General features: G+C 71.9%; 16 protein-coding genes. 4 read left to right on the top strand and 12 right to left on the bottom strand.

Going from position 1 to position 19,085, the window contains the following annotated elements; all coding sequences use genetic code 11:
* Positions 1 to 93: 93 nt before the first annotated feature.
* The 8 genes from GT007_RS02545 to GT007_RS02510 all read right to left on the bottom strand — a co-directional run bounded on the left by GT007_RS02545 (position 94) and on the right by GT007_RS02510 (position 9,600).
* Positions 94 to 1,041 carry a patatin-like phospholipase family protein gene (locus GT007_RS02545; protein ID WP_160119975.1) on the bottom strand — a complete coding sequence of 316 codons (948 nt, stop codon included), beginning with the start codon at positions 1,039 to 1,041 and terminating at the stop codon, positions 94 to 96.
* A gap of 69 nt (positions 1,042 to 1,110) precedes the next feature.
* Positions 1,111 to 4,176 carry an efflux RND transporter permease subunit gene (locus GT007_RS02540; RefSeq protein WP_160119974.1) on the bottom strand — a complete coding sequence of 1,022 codons (3,066 nt, stop codon included), beginning with the start codon at positions 4,174 to 4,176 and terminating at the stop codon, positions 1,111 to 1,113.
* A 4-nt stretch (positions 4,177 to 4,180) separates the two neighbouring features.
* Entirely contained in the window at positions 4,181 to 5,419 is a 1,239-nt protein-coding gene (locus GT007_RS02535; protein WP_160119973.1) for an efflux RND transporter periplasmic adaptor subunit, read from the bottom strand.
* Positions 5,416 to 6,627: a TolC family protein gene (locus GT007_RS02530; protein ID WP_160119972.1), complete on the bottom strand. Its 1,212-nt coding sequence runs from the start codon at positions 6,625 to 6,627 to the stop codon at positions 5,416 to 5,418. The genes GT007_RS02535 and GT007_RS02530 overlap by 4 nt, the downstream gene beginning before the upstream one ends.
* Positions 6,624 to 7,199 (bottom strand): cytochrome b, encoded by a 576-nt coding sequence (locus GT007_RS02525; RefSeq protein WP_160119971.1) that lies wholly within the window; start codon positions 7,197 to 7,199, stop codon positions 6,624 to 6,626. The genes GT007_RS02530 and GT007_RS02525 overlap by 4 nt, the downstream gene beginning before the upstream one ends.
* A gap of 3 nt (positions 7,200 to 7,202) precedes the next feature.
* A complete protein-coding gene (locus tag GT007_RS02520) occupies positions 7,203 to 8,636 on the bottom strand; it encodes a sensor histidine kinase (protein ID WP_160119970.1) in 1,434 nt (477 codons plus the stop codon).
* On the bottom strand, positions 8,633 to 9,298 hold the full coding sequence (locus GT007_RS02515; protein WP_160119969.1) for a response regulator transcription factor: 666 nt from the start codon (positions 9,296 to 9,298) through the stop codon (positions 8,633 to 8,635). Before GT007_RS02515 ends, GT007_RS02520 begins: the two co-directional genes overlap by 4 nt.
* Complete coding sequence (locus GT007_RS02510) at positions 9,298 to 9,600, bottom strand: PepSY domain-containing protein (protein ID WP_160119968.1); 303 nt, start codon at positions 9,598 to 9,600, stop codon at positions 9,298 to 9,300. Before GT007_RS02510 ends, GT007_RS02515 begins: the two co-directional genes overlap by 1 nt.
* A gap of 144 nt (positions 9,601 to 9,744) precedes the next feature.
* Between GT007_RS02510 and GT007_RS02505 the strand changes: the two genes are divergently transcribed.
* Both GT007_RS02505 and GT007_RS02500 read left to right on the top strand, forming a co-directional pair.
* Positions 9,745 to 10,593 (top strand): universal stress protein, encoded by an 849-nt coding sequence (locus GT007_RS02505; RefSeq protein ID WP_160119967.1) that lies wholly within the window; start codon positions 9,745 to 9,747, stop codon positions 10,591 to 10,593.
* Between the two features lie 137 nt (positions 10,594 to 10,730).
* Positions 10,731 to 12,302, top strand: a complete 1,572-nt coding sequence (locus GT007_RS02500; protein ID WP_160119966.1) for an ABC transporter substrate-binding protein — start codon at positions 10,731 to 10,733, stop codon at positions 12,300 to 12,302.
* 256 nt (positions 12,303 to 12,558) lie between these two features.
* Here GT007_RS02500 and GT007_RS02495 read toward each other — a convergent pair whose 3' ends face one another.
* The 4 genes from GT007_RS02495 to GT007_RS02480 form a co-directional block, all read right to left on the bottom strand.
* Complete coding sequence (locus GT007_RS02495; RefSeq protein WP_160119965.1) at positions 12,559 to 13,539, bottom strand: Bug family tripartite tricarboxylate transporter substrate binding protein; 981 nt, start codon at positions 13,537 to 13,539, stop codon at positions 12,559 to 12,561.
* A gap of 198 nt (positions 13,540 to 13,737) precedes the next feature.
* Positions 13,738 to 15,333 carry an ABC transporter substrate-binding protein gene (locus tag GT007_RS02490; protein WP_160119964.1) on the bottom strand — a complete coding sequence of 532 codons (1,596 nt, stop codon included), beginning with the start codon at positions 15,331 to 15,333 and terminating at the stop codon, positions 13,738 to 13,740.
* A gap of 100 nt (positions 15,334 to 15,433) precedes the next feature.
* Positions 15,434 to 16,462, bottom strand: a complete 1,029-nt coding sequence (locus tag GT007_RS02485; protein WP_160119963.1) for an LLM class flavin-dependent oxidoreductase — start codon at positions 16,460 to 16,462, stop codon at positions 15,434 to 15,436.
* Between the two features lie 31 nt (positions 16,463 to 16,493).
* Positions 16,494 to 17,279, bottom strand: a complete 786-nt coding sequence (locus tag GT007_RS02480) for an SDR family NAD(P)-dependent oxidoreductase (RefSeq protein WP_236571450.1) — start codon at positions 17,277 to 17,279, stop codon at positions 16,494 to 16,496.
* 165 nt (positions 17,280 to 17,444) lie between these two features.
* On the opposite strand from GT007_RS02480, the gene GT007_RS02475 reads away from it, so the two are divergent.
* Both GT007_RS02475 and GT007_RS02470 read left to right on the top strand, forming a co-directional pair.
* Entirely contained in the window at positions 17,445 to 18,281 is an 837-nt protein-coding gene (locus tag GT007_RS02475; protein WP_160119961.1) for an ABC transporter substrate-binding protein, read from the top strand.
* Entirely contained in the window at positions 18,278 to 19,057 is a 780-nt protein-coding gene (locus GT007_RS02470; protein ID WP_236571449.1) for a molybdate ABC transporter substrate-binding protein, read from the top strand. The genes GT007_RS02475 and GT007_RS02470 overlap by 4 nt, the downstream gene beginning before the upstream one ends.
* Positions 19,058 to 19,085 lie beyond the last annotated feature (28 nt).

Genomic DNA, 19,085 nt, shown 5'->3' with positions numbered 1-19,085 from the left:
TCCGTTCGCACCGGCTCACAGAAGCCCCTCTAGCTAATTGTTTTCACGATCATCTTTACCCGATCAGATGATTCCATCTGATCGGATGATGATCTAAGGCAGCCCCCGCAGGGCGGATAGCTGCTCCACCGCGCTGTTGTAGCCGATCTCGATGATCTCCTCCGCCCGGTCGAAATCCAGGAAGCGGATATGGCCGAGCGGCGGGCGGATCAGCAGTTCCGGCCGTTCCAGCGCCAGCCGGCTTTCGGTGATCTGGCTTTCCATGATGTTGATGGAGGCCAGCAGCACCTCGAAGATGCTGGGCATCGGCTCGGCCTTGGCGGGGCGGCGGGCGGGTGGCTTTCCGGCGCTGTCCTGCGGCAGCAGCCGGGCGGTCAGCTCCTGCACGGACTGGCTCAGATTCTGCGCCCAGGGCGGCAGGCGCGGGGGTTCCGCGCGCGGCTTGCGCTGGCGCAGCGGCTTCAGGTTCTTGCCCGCCACGATGCCGTGGTTGAGGTCGACCGCGATCACGAAGCGCGCCCCCAGCCCCCGCGCGGCCGAGACCGGCACCGGGTTCACCAGCCCCCCATCCACCAGGAAGCGCCCGTCGCGGCGCACCGGCGTCAGGATGCCGGGCACGGAGATGCTGGCGCGCACCGCCTCGATCACGTCGCCCTCGCGGATCACCACCTCCTGGCCGGTGGCGATGTCGGTCGCCACGGCGGCGAAGGGCAGGCGGAGCTCGGCGATCGCCTCGCTGGGCACATGGTCGCGCACCATGGCGCTGATCCGCGCGCCGTCCAGCAGCCCCGATGTCGGCAGCACCACATCGAAGAAGGAAGCCATGCGCCGCCAGTCGAAGGCGCGGAAGGTCTCGGCCAGCAGGTCGATCTTGCCCGCCGCGTGCACCGCGCCGATCAGGGCGCCGATGCTGGTGCCGGCCACCATGTCCACGGCGATCCCGGCCTCATCCAGCGCCCGCAGCACGCCGATATGCGCGAGGCCCCGCGCGGAGCCGCTGCCCAGCGCCAAGCCCACCGCCGGCCGCACCGCCTGTGTCATCCTGTGCCCCTCTGGGCCGCGCCCCTTTGGCACGTGCCGGGGCAAGCCTCGCGCCGCGCGCCCGGCGCATCAAGCCGGGGGCGTGGCCTTTCCGCCCGCGAAGCGCGGATACAGCGAAGGCAGCACCAGCAGCGTCAGCAGCGTGGCCGTGATCAGCCCGCCGATCACCACCGTGGCCAGCGGCCGCTGCACCTCCGCCCCCGCGCTGGTGGAAATCGCCATGGGCAGGAAGCCCAGGCTGGCCACCAGCGCCGTCATCAGCACCGGACGCAGGCGCTGCATGGCGCCCTCGAAGGCCGCTTCCTTCGCGCTCAGCCCCGCCTTGTGGCGTTCCACCACGGTGCTGACCAGCACCACCCCGTTCAGCACCGCGATGCCGAACAGCGCGATGAAGCCCACCGCGGCCGAGATGCTGAACGGCAGCCCGCGCAACCACAGCGCCAATATGCCGCCCGTGGCCGCGAAGGGCACGTTCACGAAGATCAGCGCCGCCAGCCGCAGGCTGCCGAACATCAGGAACAGCAGGGCATAGATCAGCCCCAGCGCCGCCGGCACCACGATGGCCAGGCGCTGCGTCGCCTCCTGCAAATTCTGGAACTGCCCGCCCCATTGCACGGCATAGCCGGGCGGCAGCGTCACCCGCGCCGCGACGGCGGCCTGGGCGTCGGCCACGAAACCCGCGATGTCGCGCCCGCGCACATTGGCCTCCACGGTGATCTTGCGCCGGCCGCCCTCGCGGCTGATCTGCGCCGGGCCGTCCTCCAGCCTGATCTGCGCCAGCTGCGACAGCGGGATGGCGCGGCCCAGCCCGTCCGAGATCCGCAATTCCCCGATGCGTTCGATGTCGGAGCGGTCCGCGGGCGCCAGCCGCACACGGATGTCGTGCCGCGCGCCATCGCGCACGATGCTGCCCACGCTGCGCCCGCCCATCGCCTCCACCACATCCAGCACGCGCCCGGCGTTCAGCCCGTAGCGGGCCACCGCGTCCCGGTCCACGATGATGCGCAGATAGGGCTGGCCGGCGGTCTGCTCCACGCGGGTGTCGGCGGCGCCGGGCACGCTGCCCAGCACGGCCATCGCGGCCTCCGCCCGGTCGCGCAGCACATCGGGGTCGTCGCCATAGATGACCAGCGCTACGTCCGAACGCACGCCCTGCAGCATGTCCTGCATCCGCATCTCGATCGGCTGCGACCAGGAGAGCTGGAGCCCTGGCACCTCGCGCTCCAGCGCGGCGGAGAAGGCGGCGATCAGCCCCTCGCGGTCCTGGGCGGTGGTCCATTCCGCGTGCGGGCGCAGCATGATGAAGCTGTCGCTCTGCTCCACGCCCATCGGGTCGGTCGGGATTTCCGAACTGCCGGAGAGGCTGACCACCGTCGTCACCTCCGGGAAGCGGCGCAGGGTGCGCTCGATCAGGGTGGTGGTCTCGACGGCGGTGGAAAGCCCGATGCTGGGCAGCTTGGTGATGGTCACGGCCAGCGCGCCCTCGTCCAGGCGGGGGATGAACTCGGCGCCCAGCCTGCTGCCCAGCACGCCGGTGCCCAGCAGCAGCGCCAGCGCCAGGCCGATGGCGCGGCCCGGATGACGCTCGGCCGCGCGCAGCATGGGGGCATAGCCGCGCCGCACCCAGGCCACGGGCCGGCTTTCATGCTCGGAGATGCGGCCCTTCAGCGCCAGGCTCGCCAGCACCGGCATCAGCGTCAGCGTCAGCACCAGGGAGGCCAGCAGGGCATAGATCACCGTCAGCGCCATGGGCTGGAACATCCGCCCCTCGACGCCGGACAGCGTCAGGATGGGCAGATAGACGATGGTGATGATGGCGACGCCGAACACCACCGGGCGCGCGACCTGGGTGGCGGCATCGCGCACGGCCTCGGTCAGGGGGCGGTCCGGGTCCTCGGAACGGTGGCGCACCACATTCTCGATCATCACCACCGCGCCATCCACCACCAGGCCGAAATCGATGGCGCCCAGGCTCATGAGATTGCCCGACAGGCCCGAGTAATACATGGCCGTCGCCGCCGCGAGCATCGAGAGCGGGATGGCCAGCGCCACGATCAGCCCCGCGCGCAGATTGCCCAGCACCAGCAGCAGCACCGCCACCACCAGGATCGCGCCTTCCGCCAGGTTGCGCGCCACGGTCTGGATGGTGCGGTCGATCAGGTCGGAACGGTCGTAATAGGGCCTGATCTCCACCCCCGGCGGCAGGCTGGGGCCGATCGCCTCCACCGCCGTGCGCACGCGGGCCGCGACCTCCCGCGTGTTCTGGCCCAGCAACATCAGGGCCACGCCCACCACCGTCTCGCCCTCGCCGTCGCGCGTCACCGCGCCCAGGCGCGGCATCGGGGCCTCGCGCACCGTGGCCACGTCGCGGATATAGAGCGGCACGCCCCCGGTGTTGGACAGCACGACCCGGCCGATATCCTCGGGGTCCTGCAACAGGCCCTCGCCGCGGATCACGGCCTGCTCGCCGTTTCGCTCCAGCGTGGCGCCGCCGCGCGCGCCGTTGTTGCGCGCCACCGCCTCGAACACATCCGACACCGCCAGGCCATGGCGCGCCAGCGCATCGGCCGAGACCTGCACCTCATAGGTCAGCAGCTCCCCGCCATTGGCGTTCACATCCACCACGCCCGGCACCTGGCGCAGGCGGGGCGCGATGGACCAGTTCAGCAGCCGGCGCAGCTCCATCTGGCTGTGGCCGGGGCCGTGCACCTCGAACTGGAAGATCTCGCCCAGGCCGGTGGAGACCGGGCCCATCTGCGGCGTGCCGTATTCGGGCGGCACCTGCACCGAGGGAAGGCGCGAGAAGACGAGGTTCCGCGCCTCATAGATGTCCATGCTGTCGTCGAAGCGCACATAGACCACCGAGAGCCCGTAGCGGGAGACGGAGCGCATCCCCGCCATCCGTGGCAGGCCCTGCAGCGCCAGTTCCACGGGAAAGGTGATGAAGCGTTCCACATCCAGCGGCCCCAGCCCCGGGGCCTGGGTGATGACCAGCACCTGGCGGGGAGAGATATCGGGCTGCGCGTCGATGGGCAGGCGGCGCAGGTCCGCCACCCCGATCGCGCCCAGCAGCAGCACCAGCAGCAACACCACGGCCCGGTTGGCCAGCGATGCCTCGATCAGGCGGCGGATCATGGGGTCAGTCCTCGGCGGCCATGCGGCTGCGCAGCAGCAGGGATTTCAGGCGGAAGCCGCCGCGCACCACCACCGGCTCACCGGCCGCGAGCCCGGCCGTGACCTCGATACCGCCCGGCTGCGCCTGGCCCAGCGCCACATCGCGCCTGGCATAGCGCTGCGGGCCCTGGGCCACGAAGATCACGGGCCGGCCGTCGATGGTCTGCACGGCGCCGTCGGGCACCACCAGCGCCTCCCGCCCCAGCGGGATCAGCAGGGACATGCTGGCGAACATGTTCACCCGCAGCAGCCCCTCCGGGTTGGGCAGTTCGCAGCGCACCCGCGCGGTGCCGGTGCGCGCGTCCAGCTCATTGGCGACGCGGGAGACCTGGCCGCTGAAGCTGCGGCCCGGAAAGGCGGGCACGGTCAGCTCCACCGGCGTGCCGGCGGCGATGCCGCCCAGCTCGCGCTCCGGTACCTCCGCCTGGGCCCAGAGGGTGGAGAGATCGGCCAGGGTCAGGATTTCCCGCGCGGGCTCCACCATCTCGCCCGGGGTGGCGTTGATGGCCATGACGGTGCCGGGGAAGGGGGCCAGGATGGCGCCCAGCGCATCGGCGGGGCTGTCGTCCCGCAGGCGTTCGCCGCTGCCGCCGGTGCGGGTGGGGCTGTAGCGGCCCAGCATCTCCCGCCAATGGGTGGCCTCCACCGCGCGGGTGGCGGCGGCGGCCTCGGCGCGGGCCAGATCGGCGCGGCGGCGTTCCACCTCGCTCTGCGCCAGGGCGCCGCCGCGCACCAGCTCCTGCGCGCGTTGCAGCGCGGTGCGGGCGGCGCTGGCCTCGGCTTCGGCCTGGCGCTGACCGGCCTCGGCGGTGGCCAGGCTGTAGCGCGCCTCGGCCAGTTCCAGCGCGTCCAGCACCAGCAGGCGCTGGCCGGCGGCCACCTGGTCGCCCACCGAGACCTCCACCGCCTGCACCCGGCCGCGCGCCAGCGGCGTGATATGGGCCACGCGCAGGTCGTTGTAGCCGATCATGCCGGTGGCGCGGATGCGCCGCTGCAAGGCGCGGCTGGCCACGGGCTCGGTGCCGATGCCGAAATTGCGCTCGGCCTCGGGCGAGAGCTCCACCACATCCGGCAGCGGTTCCGGACCGCTGGCGGCTGGGGTGGGCGGGGCGACGGGCGCGCCGCCTTGCCCCAGCCAATACCCCGCGCCCAGCCCCACCCCGAGCCCCGCGAGCCCCAGCACCACGCCCCGCCTGTCCGTCATGGCCATTGCCCCGCGATCTGATTGAGTTGGGCCAGGGCGCGCCGGCGCGCGGCCTCGGCCCGGGCGCGCGCCAGCTCCGCGTCATGCGCCGCCAGCCGCGCGCGCAGCAGTTCCACCAGCGGAAATTCCCCGGCGGCGAAGCCGCGTTCCAGCTGTCCCCGCCGCGCATCCAGGGCGCGGAAGGCCGTATCCGCCAGCCGGCGCTGGTTCACGGCGGCGTCGAGCGCGAGCCGGGCCTGGCGCAGGCCGGTGGTGATCTCGCGCTCCGCCAGGGCGCGCTGGGCCTCGGCGCGGGCCAGATCGGCCTCGGCGGCGGCGCGGCGGGGGCGGTTGCGGCCCTCGGTGGCGAAGGGGATGCGCACCAGCACACCCACCCGGCTGTCGAAACCCTGCCCGGCGCCCGCCTGTTCCTGGCGCGTCTGCAAGGCCAGCACGGGGCTTTCGCGCCGCGAGGCCTCGACGAGGGCCAGGGCCGCGCGGGCGGTTTCCACCGCGCGCTCGGCGCCCAGCAGGCGCGGGTGTTCCGCCAGCGGGCGGGCGGGGGATGGGCGCTCCTCGGCCAGGCTGGGGGCGCGGGCATCCTCCGGCAGGGGCTGGCCGGTCAGGCCTTCCAGCCGGGCGCGGGCCTGCGCGGCCAGGGTGCGGGGCTCTGCCAGGGCGGCCTCCGCCAGCGCGGTTTCGGACTGCGCGAGCAGCGCGTCGGTCGGCGCCGCCTCCCCGCGCGCGGCCCGGCGCTCGGCGATGCCCTGCAACTGCCGCGCGGCCTGCAAGCGGCGTTGCAGCACGGGGATGGCCAGCTTCGCCTCGTCCAGATTGCCCACGGCTTCCCGCACCAAGCCGGCGACGGCCAGGCGCAGTTCGGTCTGGCGGGCGTCCACCTCGGCCATGCCGGCATCGGCGCGGCGGCCGGTGGCGGTGCCCTCGCCGGGCAGCCACAGCGGCGTGCCCAGCTCCTGCCCATAGGTGGCGAAGCCGCGATGCGTGCCCGGCCGGTCGGAGCTGGTGTCGAGCTGCAGATAGGGCGCGCCGGGGAACAGCCGGTTCGCGGCCTCACGCTGCGCCTGCTGGCTGAGGCGTTCGGCGCCGAGGGCCCGGCCCTCCGGCGCGCGGGCCATGGCGGCTTCCACCGCCTCGGCCAATGTCATGGCGCGGGCGGAAAATGGGGCGGCCAGCAGCAGCGCCAGCGCCCCGATCAGGGCGGGCCTCATGGGGTGCCCTTGTCGCGCCGCCCCGGCAGCATGCGCAGGATCAGCCCATCCTGCATCGCATACTGGTGGAACAGGGCGGCGGCGGCGTGCAGCACCGCCAGGATCATCAGGCTGTTGGCCAGCAGCTCATGCGCCTCGGTCAGGTTGCGGGCCAGCGGGCGGTCGGCCGCGAAGGGGGAGGGCAGGGAGAACAGCCCGAACAGTTCCAGCGGCCGGCCGCGGAACCACACGCTGAACAGCCCCAGCAGCGGCACCGCCAGCAGGCCCAGGAACAGCAGCCAGTGCACCAGCTTCGCCGCGCGCTCCATCAGCGCCGGGCTGTCATTGGGTGCCACCTTGGGCGCGAAGGGCTTCCAGCCCAGCCGCACGATCGTGACCAGCAGCACCAGCGTGCCCACCGTCAGGTGCGTGCCATAGAGCTGGTTCTTGAAGGCGCCGCGCGGCACATCCTCCATCACCTGCACCACCACATAGGCGAAGGGCACCAGCAGGGCGGTGAGCCAGTGCAGGATGATCGTGAACAGGTCGTGGCTGGTGCGGGGCATGATGATGCGCTCCTTGTCTCGTTCCATCTTCTAATCCGCGCCGGCTGACGCCGCCCCGTCGCCCGGCGTCAGCGTTCTGTCAGCCAGGGGCGGGCCCAAGGGCAGGCGCAGCAGCGCCGTCATGGCGCCATCGGCGGTGCAGGGCAGTTCCAGCGCGCCGCCATGGGCCTCCAGAATGTCGCGCGCGATGCTGAGGCCGAGGCCCTGGCCCGGCGATTCATCCAGCCGCCCGCCGCGCCGCAGCACGGCCGCGTGGTGTTCGGGCGCGATGCCGGGGCCGTCATCCTCCACCGCCAGCAGCGCCCAGGGGCCATCGGCCCAGCCATGCACGCGCACCTGCTGGCGGGCGAAGCGCGCGGCGTTCTCGGCCAGCGGGCCCAGCGCGTCGGCCAGCGCGTCGGGGGGGATGGCGGCGGCCAGCTCCGGCGGCACCTCCAGCAGCCAGCGCAGCCGCGCGCCATCGGGGGTGCGGCGCAGCACGCGCAGCACGCTGGCGGCCACGGGGCGCAGCGGGGTCACGGTCTCCGGCGCGCCGCCGGCGTGGCGGGCGCGTTGCAGGGCGCGCTCCACATGCCGGCGCATGGCCAGGGAGACATCCTCCAGCGTCGCGGCGGTGGCGGCATCGCCCGCCGCGCGCAGCCGCCCGACCTCTCCGAACAGCACCTGCAAGGGGGTCTTCAGGCCATGGGCCAGGTCGGCGGCCTCGGCCTCGGCGGTGGCGATGTCGTGCTCGCGCCGGGCCAGCAGCGCGTCCAGCTCCAGCGCCAGGGGCTGGATCTCCTCCGGGAAGCCCTGGCCCATGCGGCGTTCCCGGCCGGAGCGGATGGCGCCCAGCCGCTCCCGCACCGCGCGCAGGGGGGCGAGCCCCACCGCCAGCTGCCCCACCCCGGCCGCCAGCAGCAGCAGCCCGATCACCAGCAGGAAGGGGCGGATATCGGCGTTGAAGTCGTGGCTGGCATCCGTGATCTCCCGCGCGTCGCGGGCGCTGACCACGCGCAGCTTCTGCCCGCCCAGCCGGTCGGGCAGTTGCACCTGGCGTTCCACCGCCAGCAGCACCTGCCCGCCCGGGCCCTGGATGCGGTGGGTGTGGTCCTGCCCCTGCGACAGATCGTCGTGCGGCAGGTCCAGCACCTCATCCCACAGGGAGCGCGAGCGCAGCAGCACCGTGCCCCGGTCATGCTGCACCTGCCAGTAATGGCCCGAGAGCGGGCGCTCGAACCCCGGGTCGAAGGGCGGGCGGGTCAGCAGGAACTCCCCGTTCGGGCCGCGGTCGAGCTGGCCCGCGATGCTTTCCACCGTCTCGGACAATTCGCGCACCAGCCGGCGTTCGGCGTGGCGTTCGAACAGCACGGTCAGGCCGATGGAGGCGGCCGCCAGCGCCGCCGCCAGCGCCACCAGCCCCGCCAGCACCAGCCGCAGCCGCAGCGAGCCCAGCGCCCCGCGCAGCCGCGCGAGGGGCGTCATGCCTCGGGTTCCGGCAGCAGATAGCCGAAGCCGCGCCGCGTCTCGATCGTCTCCGGGCCCAGCTTGCGGCGCAGGCGCGTCACCAGCGCCTCCAGCGCGTTGGCATCGCGCGCGTCGTCGTCGCCATACAGGTGCTCGATCAGCTCCCCGGCCGGGACCACGCGGCCCCGGTGATGCGCCAGGTAGCTGACCAGCCGGTATTCCAGCGGCGAGAGCTGCACCGGCTGGCCATCCAGCCGCACGCGCATCTGGCGCGGATCGACCAGCAGGCGCCCGGCCTCGATGTTGGCGGTGCCGATGCCGCCCGCGCGGCGCAGCAGGGCGCGGACGCGGGCCAGCAATTCCTCGATGCGGAAGGGCTTGGGCAGGTAGTCGTCGGCGCCGGCGTCGATGCCCTCCACGCGCTCCGCCCAGCTGCCGCGCGCGGTCAGCACCAGCACGGGCATCTGCCGCCCGGCCGCGCGCCAGCGCTTCAGCACCGCCAGCCCATCCAGCCGCGGCAGGCCGAGGTCGAGCACCACCAGGGCGAAATCCTCCGTATCGCCGCGCAGCCAGGCGGTCTCGCCATCCGGGGCGACCTCCACCAGGAAGCCCGCGCCGCGCAGGGCTGTGGCGACATGTTCGGCGATGCGGGGCTCGTCCTCGACCAGCAACAGGCGCATCAGCCGCCGCCCTTCAGGATGCGGCCGGTGGCGGCGTCCACCTCCAGCTCCAGCAACCGGCCCTGGGGGGTGACGGCGCGCAGCTCATAGATCAGCACGCCGTCATGCTCCTCCAGCTCCACCTCGATGATGCGGGCCTCCAGCCTCGGCTGCACCATGGCCAGGATCTCGGCCAGGGGCAGCACGCGGCCTTCCATCACGGCGGCGCGGGCGCTGTCGTGGTCCAGGTGGCGATGGCGGTGGCGGTCCTGCGCGGGGGCCGGGCCCGGCAACAGCACGGCCGAAAGCAGGAACGGGAGCATTCTGCGCATCTTCTCATTCTGCACCATGACGGCTGACATCACGCTGACGGCGAATTGTGACCTGCGTCAATGTTGCGCATTTGGAATGGCTCCATATTGATATCCGTCAAGCGGGCCGTCGCTATGGCCCCCGAAAGGATGCCCATGTTCAAGCAGATCCTCGTTCCGGCCACGGGTGCGGCCACGGATGCCCCGGTTTTCGCCACGGCGCTGGCGGTCAGCCGGCTGTTCGGCGCGCATATCGAATTCCTGCATGCCCGCCCGGACCCGATGGATGTGGTGGTGGGCGTCGCCTCCGCCGACATGGCGGGCGGCATGGCCACCGCCGGGCTGATCGACGCGGTGGAGGAAATGGGCGCCGAGGGCGAGGCCCGCGCCCGCGCCGCCTTCGCCCAGTTCCAGGCCGGCAACGAGGCCGATGCCGAATTGACCGTGCGGGTGGGCGAGGAAGCCTTCTGGCTTTCCGAGCACGGCCGCACCTCCGACCTGCTGGTGACCGGCCGCCGGCGCGGTGGTGAGGAAGCGGCGCTGGGCCTGTTGCAGGAGGTGCTGTTCGCCACCGGCCGCCCGCTGCTGCTGGTGCCCGATGCCGAGGGCGACGCCCGTTTCGGCAAGATCGCCATCGCCTGGAAGGACACGCCGGAGGCCGCGCGCGCCGTCGCCGCCGCCATGCCCTTCATCGCCCGCGCGACCGAAGTGCTGGTGCTGAGCGTGGAGGAGGAGGCGGGCAGCCCTGCCGCCGCTACCAGCGAGGATTCCTGCCAGCGCCTGCTGGCCACGCTGCGACGCCACAACCCCTATGTGGCGCTGCGCCGCATCCCGCAGGGCGGCGGCAAGCCGGTGGATGTGCTGCTGGCCACCTGCGACGAGGTGCAGGCCGGCCTGCTGGTGATGGGCGGCTACGGCCACAGCCGCACGCGGGAGATGGTGTTCGGCGGCTTCACCCAGCAGGTGCTGCGCGGCGCGGGCCTGCCGGTGCTGATCGCCCATTGATGCCCGCTTGCGGGCAGGCCGTGCCCGCGATTTGCGCGGAACCGGCCTGACCGCCGCAGATCGGCGCCCGCGCGCCGGTTCAGCGCCATGCCGCGTTGCAGCAATCTTCCGGCTCATCCTTGCCGGGAGAATTTGCGATGCGTCGTCGTCATGTGTTAGCCGCTGGTGCGGCCGCGGTCATGGCCCCCCGCCTGTCATTGGCGCAGGCGAACCGGGTGCTGAACTTCATCCCCTACGCCGATGTGGCGGTGGTCGATCCGGTCTTCTCCACCGCCTATACCACCCGCACCCATGCGCTGGCGTGCTTCGACACGCTGTGGGGCATGGATGAGAACCTGACCCCGCAATACCAGATGCTGGCCGGCCACACGGTCGAGGATGATGGCCTGACCTGGAAGCTGACGCTGCGCGACAGCCTGCAATTCCATGATGGCACGCCCGTGCTGGCGCGGGACTGCGTGGCCAGCATCAAGCGCTGGGGCGCGCGCGACGCCTTCGGCCAGGTGCTGATGGATGCGACCAACGAGCTGACGGCGCCCGATGACAAGACCATCCAGTTCCGCCTGAAGCGCAAGTTTCCGCTGTTGCCGATGGCGCTCGGCCGCGCCTCCTCGCTGGTGCCGGGCATCATGCCGGAGCGCCTGGCCAACCACGACCCGTTCCGCCAGCAGACCGAGGTGGTGGGCAGCGGCCCGTTCAAGTTCGTGGCCGATGAGCGCGTGCCGGGGGCCCGCGTGGTCTATGCCCGCCACACCGGCTATGTGCCGCGCGCGGACGGCACCCCTAGCTATACCGCCGGCCCCCGCACGCCCAATGTGGACCGCGTGGTGTTCAACGTGATCACCGACCCCGGCACCGCCATCGCCGCCCTGCAGACCGGCGACGCGGATTGGGTGGAGCAGCCGCTGATCGACCTGCTGCCCACCTTGCAGCGCAACCGCAACATCGCGGTGGAGATCAAGGACCGCACCGGCATGGTCGGCACCTTCCGCTTCAACCACCTGAACGCGCCGTTCAACAATGCCGCCGTCCGCCGCGTGGTGCTGAACGCGGTGAACCAGGCCACCTGCATGACGGCGGTCGCCAGCGCCCGCCCGGACTACTGGCAGGCGGAGGTGGGCTTCTTCCCGCCCGGCTCCCCCATCGCGGACAAGCCCAGCTTCGGCAACACGGATGCCGCGCGCCTGCCGGGCATGCGCCAGGCGCTGATCGACGCGGGCTACAAGGGCGAGAAGGTGGTGCTGCTCGTGGGCTCCGACGTGCCGCGCATCAACGCGATCTGCGAGGTGATGCGCGACGTGCTGACGCAGCTCGGCATGAACGTGGACTACGTCAGCACCGACTGGGGCAGCGTGGTGGCGCGCATCAACAGCCGCAACCCGGTCGAGCAGGGGGGCTGGAGCTGCTACTGCACCTACTGGTCGGGCATGGACCAGGCGCTGCCGGCGATGCACACCTTCCTGCGCGCGAACGGTGCGCGCGGCGCCACCGGCTGGCCGGACAGCCCGGAGCTGGAAGCCCTGCGGACGGAATGGCTGATGGCCGATACGGCGCAGCAGGGCGAGATCGGCGCGCGGATCGCGGCCAAGGCCGCCGAGGTGGTGCCCTATATCCCGCTGGGGCTGTTCAAGCAGCCGATCGCGTATCGGCGGAATATCACGGGGATTTTGAACGGGGCGCCGGTGTTCACCAACCTGCGCAAGGGGTGAAGGGCGGGGGCTTTGCCCCCGGAGCCCCCAGCCAGGGGCTCTGCCCCTGGCGACCCCGCCAGGACCGTAGCGGCCCTGGACCCCGGTGAGTCTGGCGCTACTGCCTGGAAAGTCGCTTCTTATTGAAAATGGCGCCCAACCGATGGAGATTGGGCGCCAGTTTATGGGTTCCAAGGGCCTTTCGGCCTTTGGCGGGGTTTCAAGGGGCAGCGCCCCTAGGTGGGGTCCGGGGCAAAGCCCCGCCGTGCGCCCCCCCTCAGTTATTCTGCCCCTGCTTCACGATCTCCTCGATCACCCCGCGCATCGCGTTTTCCTCCCGCGTCCAATAGGCATCGAATTCGGCGGGCCCCATGAAGCTGGCTTCCAGCCCGAAGCGGGCCAGTGCCTCGCGGTGGGCGGGGCTGGTGATGGCGGCTTCCAGGGCTTCCGCCAGGCGGCGGATGATGGGTTCCGGCGTGCCGGCCGCCGCCACGAAGCCGCGCGCCGAACCCGCCGTCAGCGGCGTGCCGAGCGAGGCCAGCGTCGGCACCCCGGGCAGCGAGGCCACGGGCTGCGAGGTCAGCGTCGCCAGCACGCGCAGCGTGCCCGCGCGGCTCTGGGTCAGGGCGGTGCTGCTGCTGGCCATCAACACGTCCACCTGGCCCGCGATGACGGCCGTGGTCGCCGGCCCGCCGCCCTGGAAATGGATCTGGTTGAATTCGATCCCCAGCGCGCGCTGCATCAGCACGGAGGAGATGTGCTCCCACCCCAGCAGGCCGGGGTCGGCCATGGACACCGCGCCGGCCCGCGCGCGGGCGGCCGCCACCAGGTCGGCGAAGCTGCGGATGGGGCTGGCCGCCGGCACCAGGATGGTGCCCGCGTCGATCACATGCATCGCCAGCGGCGCGAAGCTGGCCCGGTTGAACGGGGCGTGGCGGGAGGGATCAAGATAGAGCGTGAAGGTGGTGGGCCACAGCCCATAGGCGATGGTGTAGCCATCGGGGCGCGAGCGCGCGAGCTCGGCCATGCCGATCTGCGAACTGGCGCCGGCGCGGTTCACGATGACGACGGGCGTGCCCAGCGTGCGTTCCAGCTCCGGCGCTAGGGCGCGGGCGGTCACGTCGCTGCCGCCGCCGGGCGGATAGGGCACGATGACGGTCAGCGGCCGGCCCGGCTCCGGGAAGGGCCTCTGGGCGGCGGCGGGCAAGGCCATGAGCAGGGTTGCCAGAAACAGCGCAGCGCGCACCGGTCGCCTCATTTCACCTCCTGACGATCGGGCAGGCCGCCGGCCGTTGCGGCCGGGCGGTCCGTTCCCGTGTCTTCCTGGGGCCGAGGCTAGCGGGAACGGGGGGCGCGGCAATGCGGCCCCGGCGCGATCAGGCGCGCCGCGGGCCGGGTGCGGGCATGGCTGTGTTCCGTTCGCAGGCATATGAACGAGGGGTAGGCGGCAGGATGCCTACACCCGGCGGATGTTCCAGAAGATCGGCAGCCCTTCCACACGGCCGGTCAGGTTCTTCCGCAGCGCGGTGCGGAAGTAGTAGGTGCCGGTGGGAATATAGGCGACTTCGTCGATCACGGTGCGCTGGATGTCGGCGGCGATGGCCTGGCGGCTCGCCTCGTCCGGCGCGTCGAACCAAGCGTCGCGCAGTTCCTCCAGCCGGGGGATGGTCGGCCAGCCGAACCAGCCCTCGCGCCCATTGCCGCGGATCAGCGGATGGGTGGCGGGCGAGGCGAAATCGTAGCTGGAGAAGCCCGAGGTGGTGACCGACCAGCCGCCGCGCTCCAGAGGCTCCTGGCTCGCGCGGCGCTGCAGCACCGTGCCCCAGTCGGAGATGGCGAGGTCCACATTTAGCCCCATGCGCCGGAACAGGTCGGCCGCGACCTGGCTCCAGGCCGTGACGGCGGGGATGTCGGTGGTGCCCAGCACCCGCACGGGCTGGTTGGCGTAGCCGGCCTCCCGCAGCAGGCGCTTCGTCTTCTCGATGTCGCGCGGGCCGCGCAGGGGTTCGAGGCCGGCATCGCTGGCATAGGGGGAGCCGGGGGTGAACACGCCCGTGTCGTCGCGCCAGTTGGCGCGGTCGGGGCCCGCATTGGCGGTCATGAAATCCGCCTGCTGCACGCCATACAGCAGCGCCTGGCGGATCGCCTTGTTGTCGAAGGGCGCGTTGAGGTGGTTCAGCCGCAGGAAGCCGTTGTTGCCGCCGCTGTCCAGCACCTCCACCGCCAGGTTGCGGTTGCGCCGGAACAGTTCCAGCAACTCGTATTCCGGCATCTCGAACCAGTCGATCTCGCCCGATTGCAGCGCGGCGGAGGCGGTGGCGCCATCGGTGATGATGCGCCATTCGATGCGGTCGAAATGCGCGATCTTGGGGCCGGCGGTCAGGCTCGGCGTGCCGCTCTCGACCGGCTTGTAGCCCTCGAAGCGGGCATAGGCCGCGAAGGCGCCGCTGTTGTATTCGTCGCGCAGGAAGCGGAAGGGGCCGGAGCCGGTGGTGTCGGTGATCTGGCGGAAGGGGTCGGTCAGGGCCACGCGCTCGGGCATGATCGAGGCCGGCTGGCCGGCGAAGGCCAGGGCGTGCACCAGCAGCGGAAAGGGCTTGTGCAGGCGGAACTGGATGCGGCGGTCGTCCAGCGCGCTCAGCTCGGCGGTCGCCGCCAGCAGCTTCTGGCCGAAGGCGTTGCGCCGGCCCCAGCGGTTGATGCTGGCCACGGCGTCCCGCGCGCGGATCGGCTCATTGTCATGGAAGCGGATGCCGTCGCGCAGGGTGATGATCCAGCGGCGGCCGTCATCCTCGACCACATGGCCTGCCGCCAGCTGTGGGTGCGGATTGTACTGCCGGTCGGAGCCATAGAGCGTGTCGTAGACCAGATAGCCGTGGTTGCGGCTGACATTGGCCGTGGTCCAGATCGGGTCGATGGAGCTGAGATTGGCTTGGGGCACGAAGCGCAGCACGCGGCCCTCGGCCGCGCGGGCGGGGCGGGCCAGGGGAGGGGCCAAGGGAGAGGCCAGGGCGGTGGCGCCCAGGGCCGGGAGGAATTGACGTCGCTGCATAGCGTGAATCCTGAAATCACTTTTCGTGAATGTTATTTCAGGGCGCGCCGCGCGCCGCAGCAAGATTACCACGCCGCAACCCAGCCGTGCCGGTCCGGCGCTACTCCGCCGCCTGGGCGAGCGCGCCGAGCCCGAAGGCCTCCGCCAGCAGGCGATAGCTGTCGGCGCGCGCCGTCGCGTCATGGCACGGGGTCAGCACCGCCACCTCCCGCGCGTTGTAGCGCGCGGCCAGCGCCTCGATGCCCGCGCGCACCTCGGCGGGCGAGCCGATCAGCGCGCGGCTGGCCAGGCGCTCCACATGCTCGCGCTCGGCGGGGGAGTAGTCATAGGCCTCGGCCTCCGCCTGGCTCGGCAGGGGCAGGAAGCGGCCCTGGTCGCGCCACAGCCGCCACAGGCCGCGGGGCGCGAACAGGCGGCGGGCCTCCTCGCGCGTCGGCGCCGTCAGGGCGAAGACGCCAATGGCCGCATGCGGGGCCGCGCAGTGGGCGGAGGGGCGGAAGCCCTGGTGGTACATCTCCATCGCCTGCTCGCCGCCCGCGCCGTCGGTGATGAAATGGGCGTAGCAGTAAGGCAGGCCGAAGAAGGCCGCGACCTGCGCGCCGTATTCCGAGGAACCGAGCATCCATAGCTCGGGCCGCGTTTCCACCGCCGGGCTCGCGGTGACGGCGCGGAAGGGGTGGGCCTCCGGCAGGCCATCGCCCAGCCAACCCATCAGGTCGCGCAATTGCGCGGGGAAATTGTCGGCCGCCGTCCCGGCTTGCGGGTTCAGGGCATAGGCGGTGCGCCCGTCGCTGCCGGGCGCGCGGCCCAGGCCGAGGTCGATCCGGCCCGGGGCGATGGCTTCCAGCACGCGGAACTGCTCGGCCACCTTCAGGGCCGAGTAATGCGGCAGCATCACCCCCGCGCTACCCACCCGGATGCGCTTGGTGGTGGCGGCGATCGCCGCGATCAGGATCTCGGGCGCCGAACCCGCATGGGCGGCGGAGTTGTGATGCTCCGCCATCCAGTAGCGCTTGTAGCCCCAGGCCTCGACCTGCGGGGCGAGGGCCAGCGTCTCCTGGATCGCGGCGGCGGGGCCACGGCCGGAGGCGATGGTGGATTGGTCGAGGACGGAGAGCGAAAGGGGCATGGCCGTCACGCTACCATGCCCGGGCCCGGCCTCAATCCTCCACAATGCGGGGCGGGCCCGCCAGCACGCCGCCGTCGATCACGATGGACTGCCCTGTCATGAAGCCGGAGGCGGGGCTGGCCAGGAACACGGCGGCGCCCGCGATCTCGTCGGGTTCGCCGATGCGTTGCAGCGGGCTGTCGGCGGTGCGCTTCTTCAGGTTCGCCGGGTCCTCCCATAGGGCGCGGGCGAAATCGGTGCGGACCAGGCCGGGGGCGATGCTGTTCACGCGCACGCCTTTCGGCCCCCATTCCACCGCCAGCGCCCGGGCCAACTGCATGTCGGCGGCCTTGGAGACGCCATAGATGCCGAGCGTGGGCGAACCCCGGAAGCCGCCGATGGAGGAGATGAAGATCACGCTGCCCTGGCCGCGTTCGGCCATGGCCGGCACCACCATCTGGCTGAGCCACAGGTTGGAGCGGACATTGCCGTTCATGATGCGGTCATAGGCGTCGTCGGTGATGGACTGGCTGGGGCCGAAATGCGGGTTCAGCGCCGCGTTGCAGACCAGGATATCGATCTGCCCGAAGGCGGCGATGGCGGCATCCACCAGCCCCTGCAATTCCTCCTTGCGGGAGATGGAGGCGGCATGCGCGATGGCGGTGCCGCCATTCGCCTTGATCTCGTCCACCACGGCCTGGCAGGCGTCGAGCTTGCGTGAGGAGACGACGACCTTCGCGCCGTGCTGGGCCAGGCGCAGGCAGATGGCCTTGCCGATGCCGCGGCTGCCGCCGGTGACGATCGCGGTCTTGCCGGACAGGTCGAACAGGTTGTTCACGGTGCTTCCCCTTGGAACGTTTGCGCACAGGTTGCGGGTTGGCGCGGCCGTTGTGAAGCCCTGGCTGTATCTGGCAAAAACCGGCAAAATCCGGGAATGCCTCATGGGCTCGTGCGTTGACGCCTGAAGCTGCCATGCCAGTTTGGGCGCAACCAGGAGAATGTCATGTCCCCGATCCTCCGCCGCGCTCTGGCAGCCCTGCTGTTCGCCCTGCCCGTGGCGGCCCAGGCCCAGGCGCCCCGTTCCATCACCGTCGCCAGCACCACCAGCACCGAGCAATCGGGCCTGTTCGGCCATATCCTGCCGATCTTCACGCAAAAGACCGGCATCCAGGTGCGCGTCGTGGCGCTCGGCACCGGCCAGGCGCTGGATGTGGGCCGGCGCGGCGATGCCGATGTGGTGTTCGTGCACGACCGTGCGGCCGAGGAGCGCTTCGTGGCCGAGGGCTTCGGCGGCCCGCGCCGGCATGTGATGTACAATGACTTCGTGATCGTCGGCCCCGCCGCCGACCCCGCGCGCATCCAGGGCGTGAGCGATGTGACGGAGGCCCTGCGCCGCATCGCCGCCGCCCGCGCGCCCTTCGTCAGCCGGGGTGACCGTTCCGGCACCCATGCGGCGGAGCTGCGCCTGTGGCAGCAGGCCGGCGTGGACCCCGCCGCCGGGCGCGGCGCCTGGTACCGCGAGATCGGCCAGGGCATGGGCCCCGCGCTGAACACCGGCGCCGCCCAGGGCGGCTATGTGCTGACCGACCGCGGCACCTGGCTGTCCTTCCGCAACCGCCAGGACCTGCGGATTCTGTCCGAGGGCGACGCGCGCCTGTTCAACCAGTATGGCGTGATGCTCGTGAATCCTCAGCGCCACCCGCATGTGAAGGTGGCCGAGAGCCAGGCCTTCATCGACTGGATCCTCTCGGCCGAGGGCCAGGCGGCGGTGGCGGGCTACCGGATCAATGGCGAGCAGCTGTTCTTCCCGAACGCGGCCCAGCCGGAACCAGGGGCGTGAAGGGGCTGGTTCTCGGGCTGATGCTGATCGCCGCGCCCGCCGCCGCCGAACCGGTGCGCCTGGCCGCCGCCGGCTCCCTGCGCGCCGCCCTGCATGAGGTGGCGCAGGCTTTCGCCGCCAGCCCCGGCGGCGTGCCGGTGGCCGAGACCTATGGCCCCTCCGGCCTGTTGCGGCAGCGCATCGCGGGCGGCGAGGCGCAGGATGTCTTCGCCAGCGCCAATATGGAGCACCCCCAGGCGCTGAACCGCGGCCCTGTCGTGATGTTCGCCCGCAACCGGCTGTGCGCCCTGACGCGGCCGGGGCTGGATTTTCCGCCCGGCGAGCTGCTGGTGCGCATGCTGCGGCCCGAAACCCGGCTCGGCACCTCCACCCCCGGCGCGGACCCGGCGGGGGATTACGCCTTCATGCTGTTCGCCCGCGCCGAGGCCTTCCGCCCCGGTGCCCGCGCGATGCTGGAGGCCAAGGCCCTGCGCCTGACCGGTGGGCCCGACAGCCCCCGCCCGCCGCCGGGCCACGATGGCTATGCCTGGCAATTCGAGCGCGACGCCGCCGATATCCTGCTGACCTACTGCACCAGCGCCGTGCTGGCGCGGGCCGCCAACCCCGCCATAGGCCGGGTGGAAATCCCGGCCGACCTGCAGGTGGCCGCCGATTACGGGGTGACGGTGCTGAATGACCGGCCGGAGGCGGCGCGCTTCACCCTGTTCCTGCTCTCGCCGGACGGGCAGGACATCCTGGCGCGGCATGGTTTCGAGGCGCCGGGGGCCCGGCGCTGAGCCGCCCGCAGGCCGGGGCGGCATCCGC

This window comes from Rhodovarius lipocyclicus (genome assembly GCF_009900765.1).
GTDB lineage: Bacteria > Pseudomonadota > Alphaproteobacteria > Acetobacterales > Acetobacteraceae > Rhodovarius > Rhodovarius lipocyclicus.
This window is presented reverse-complemented; position numbering and strand designations above follow the sequence as displayed.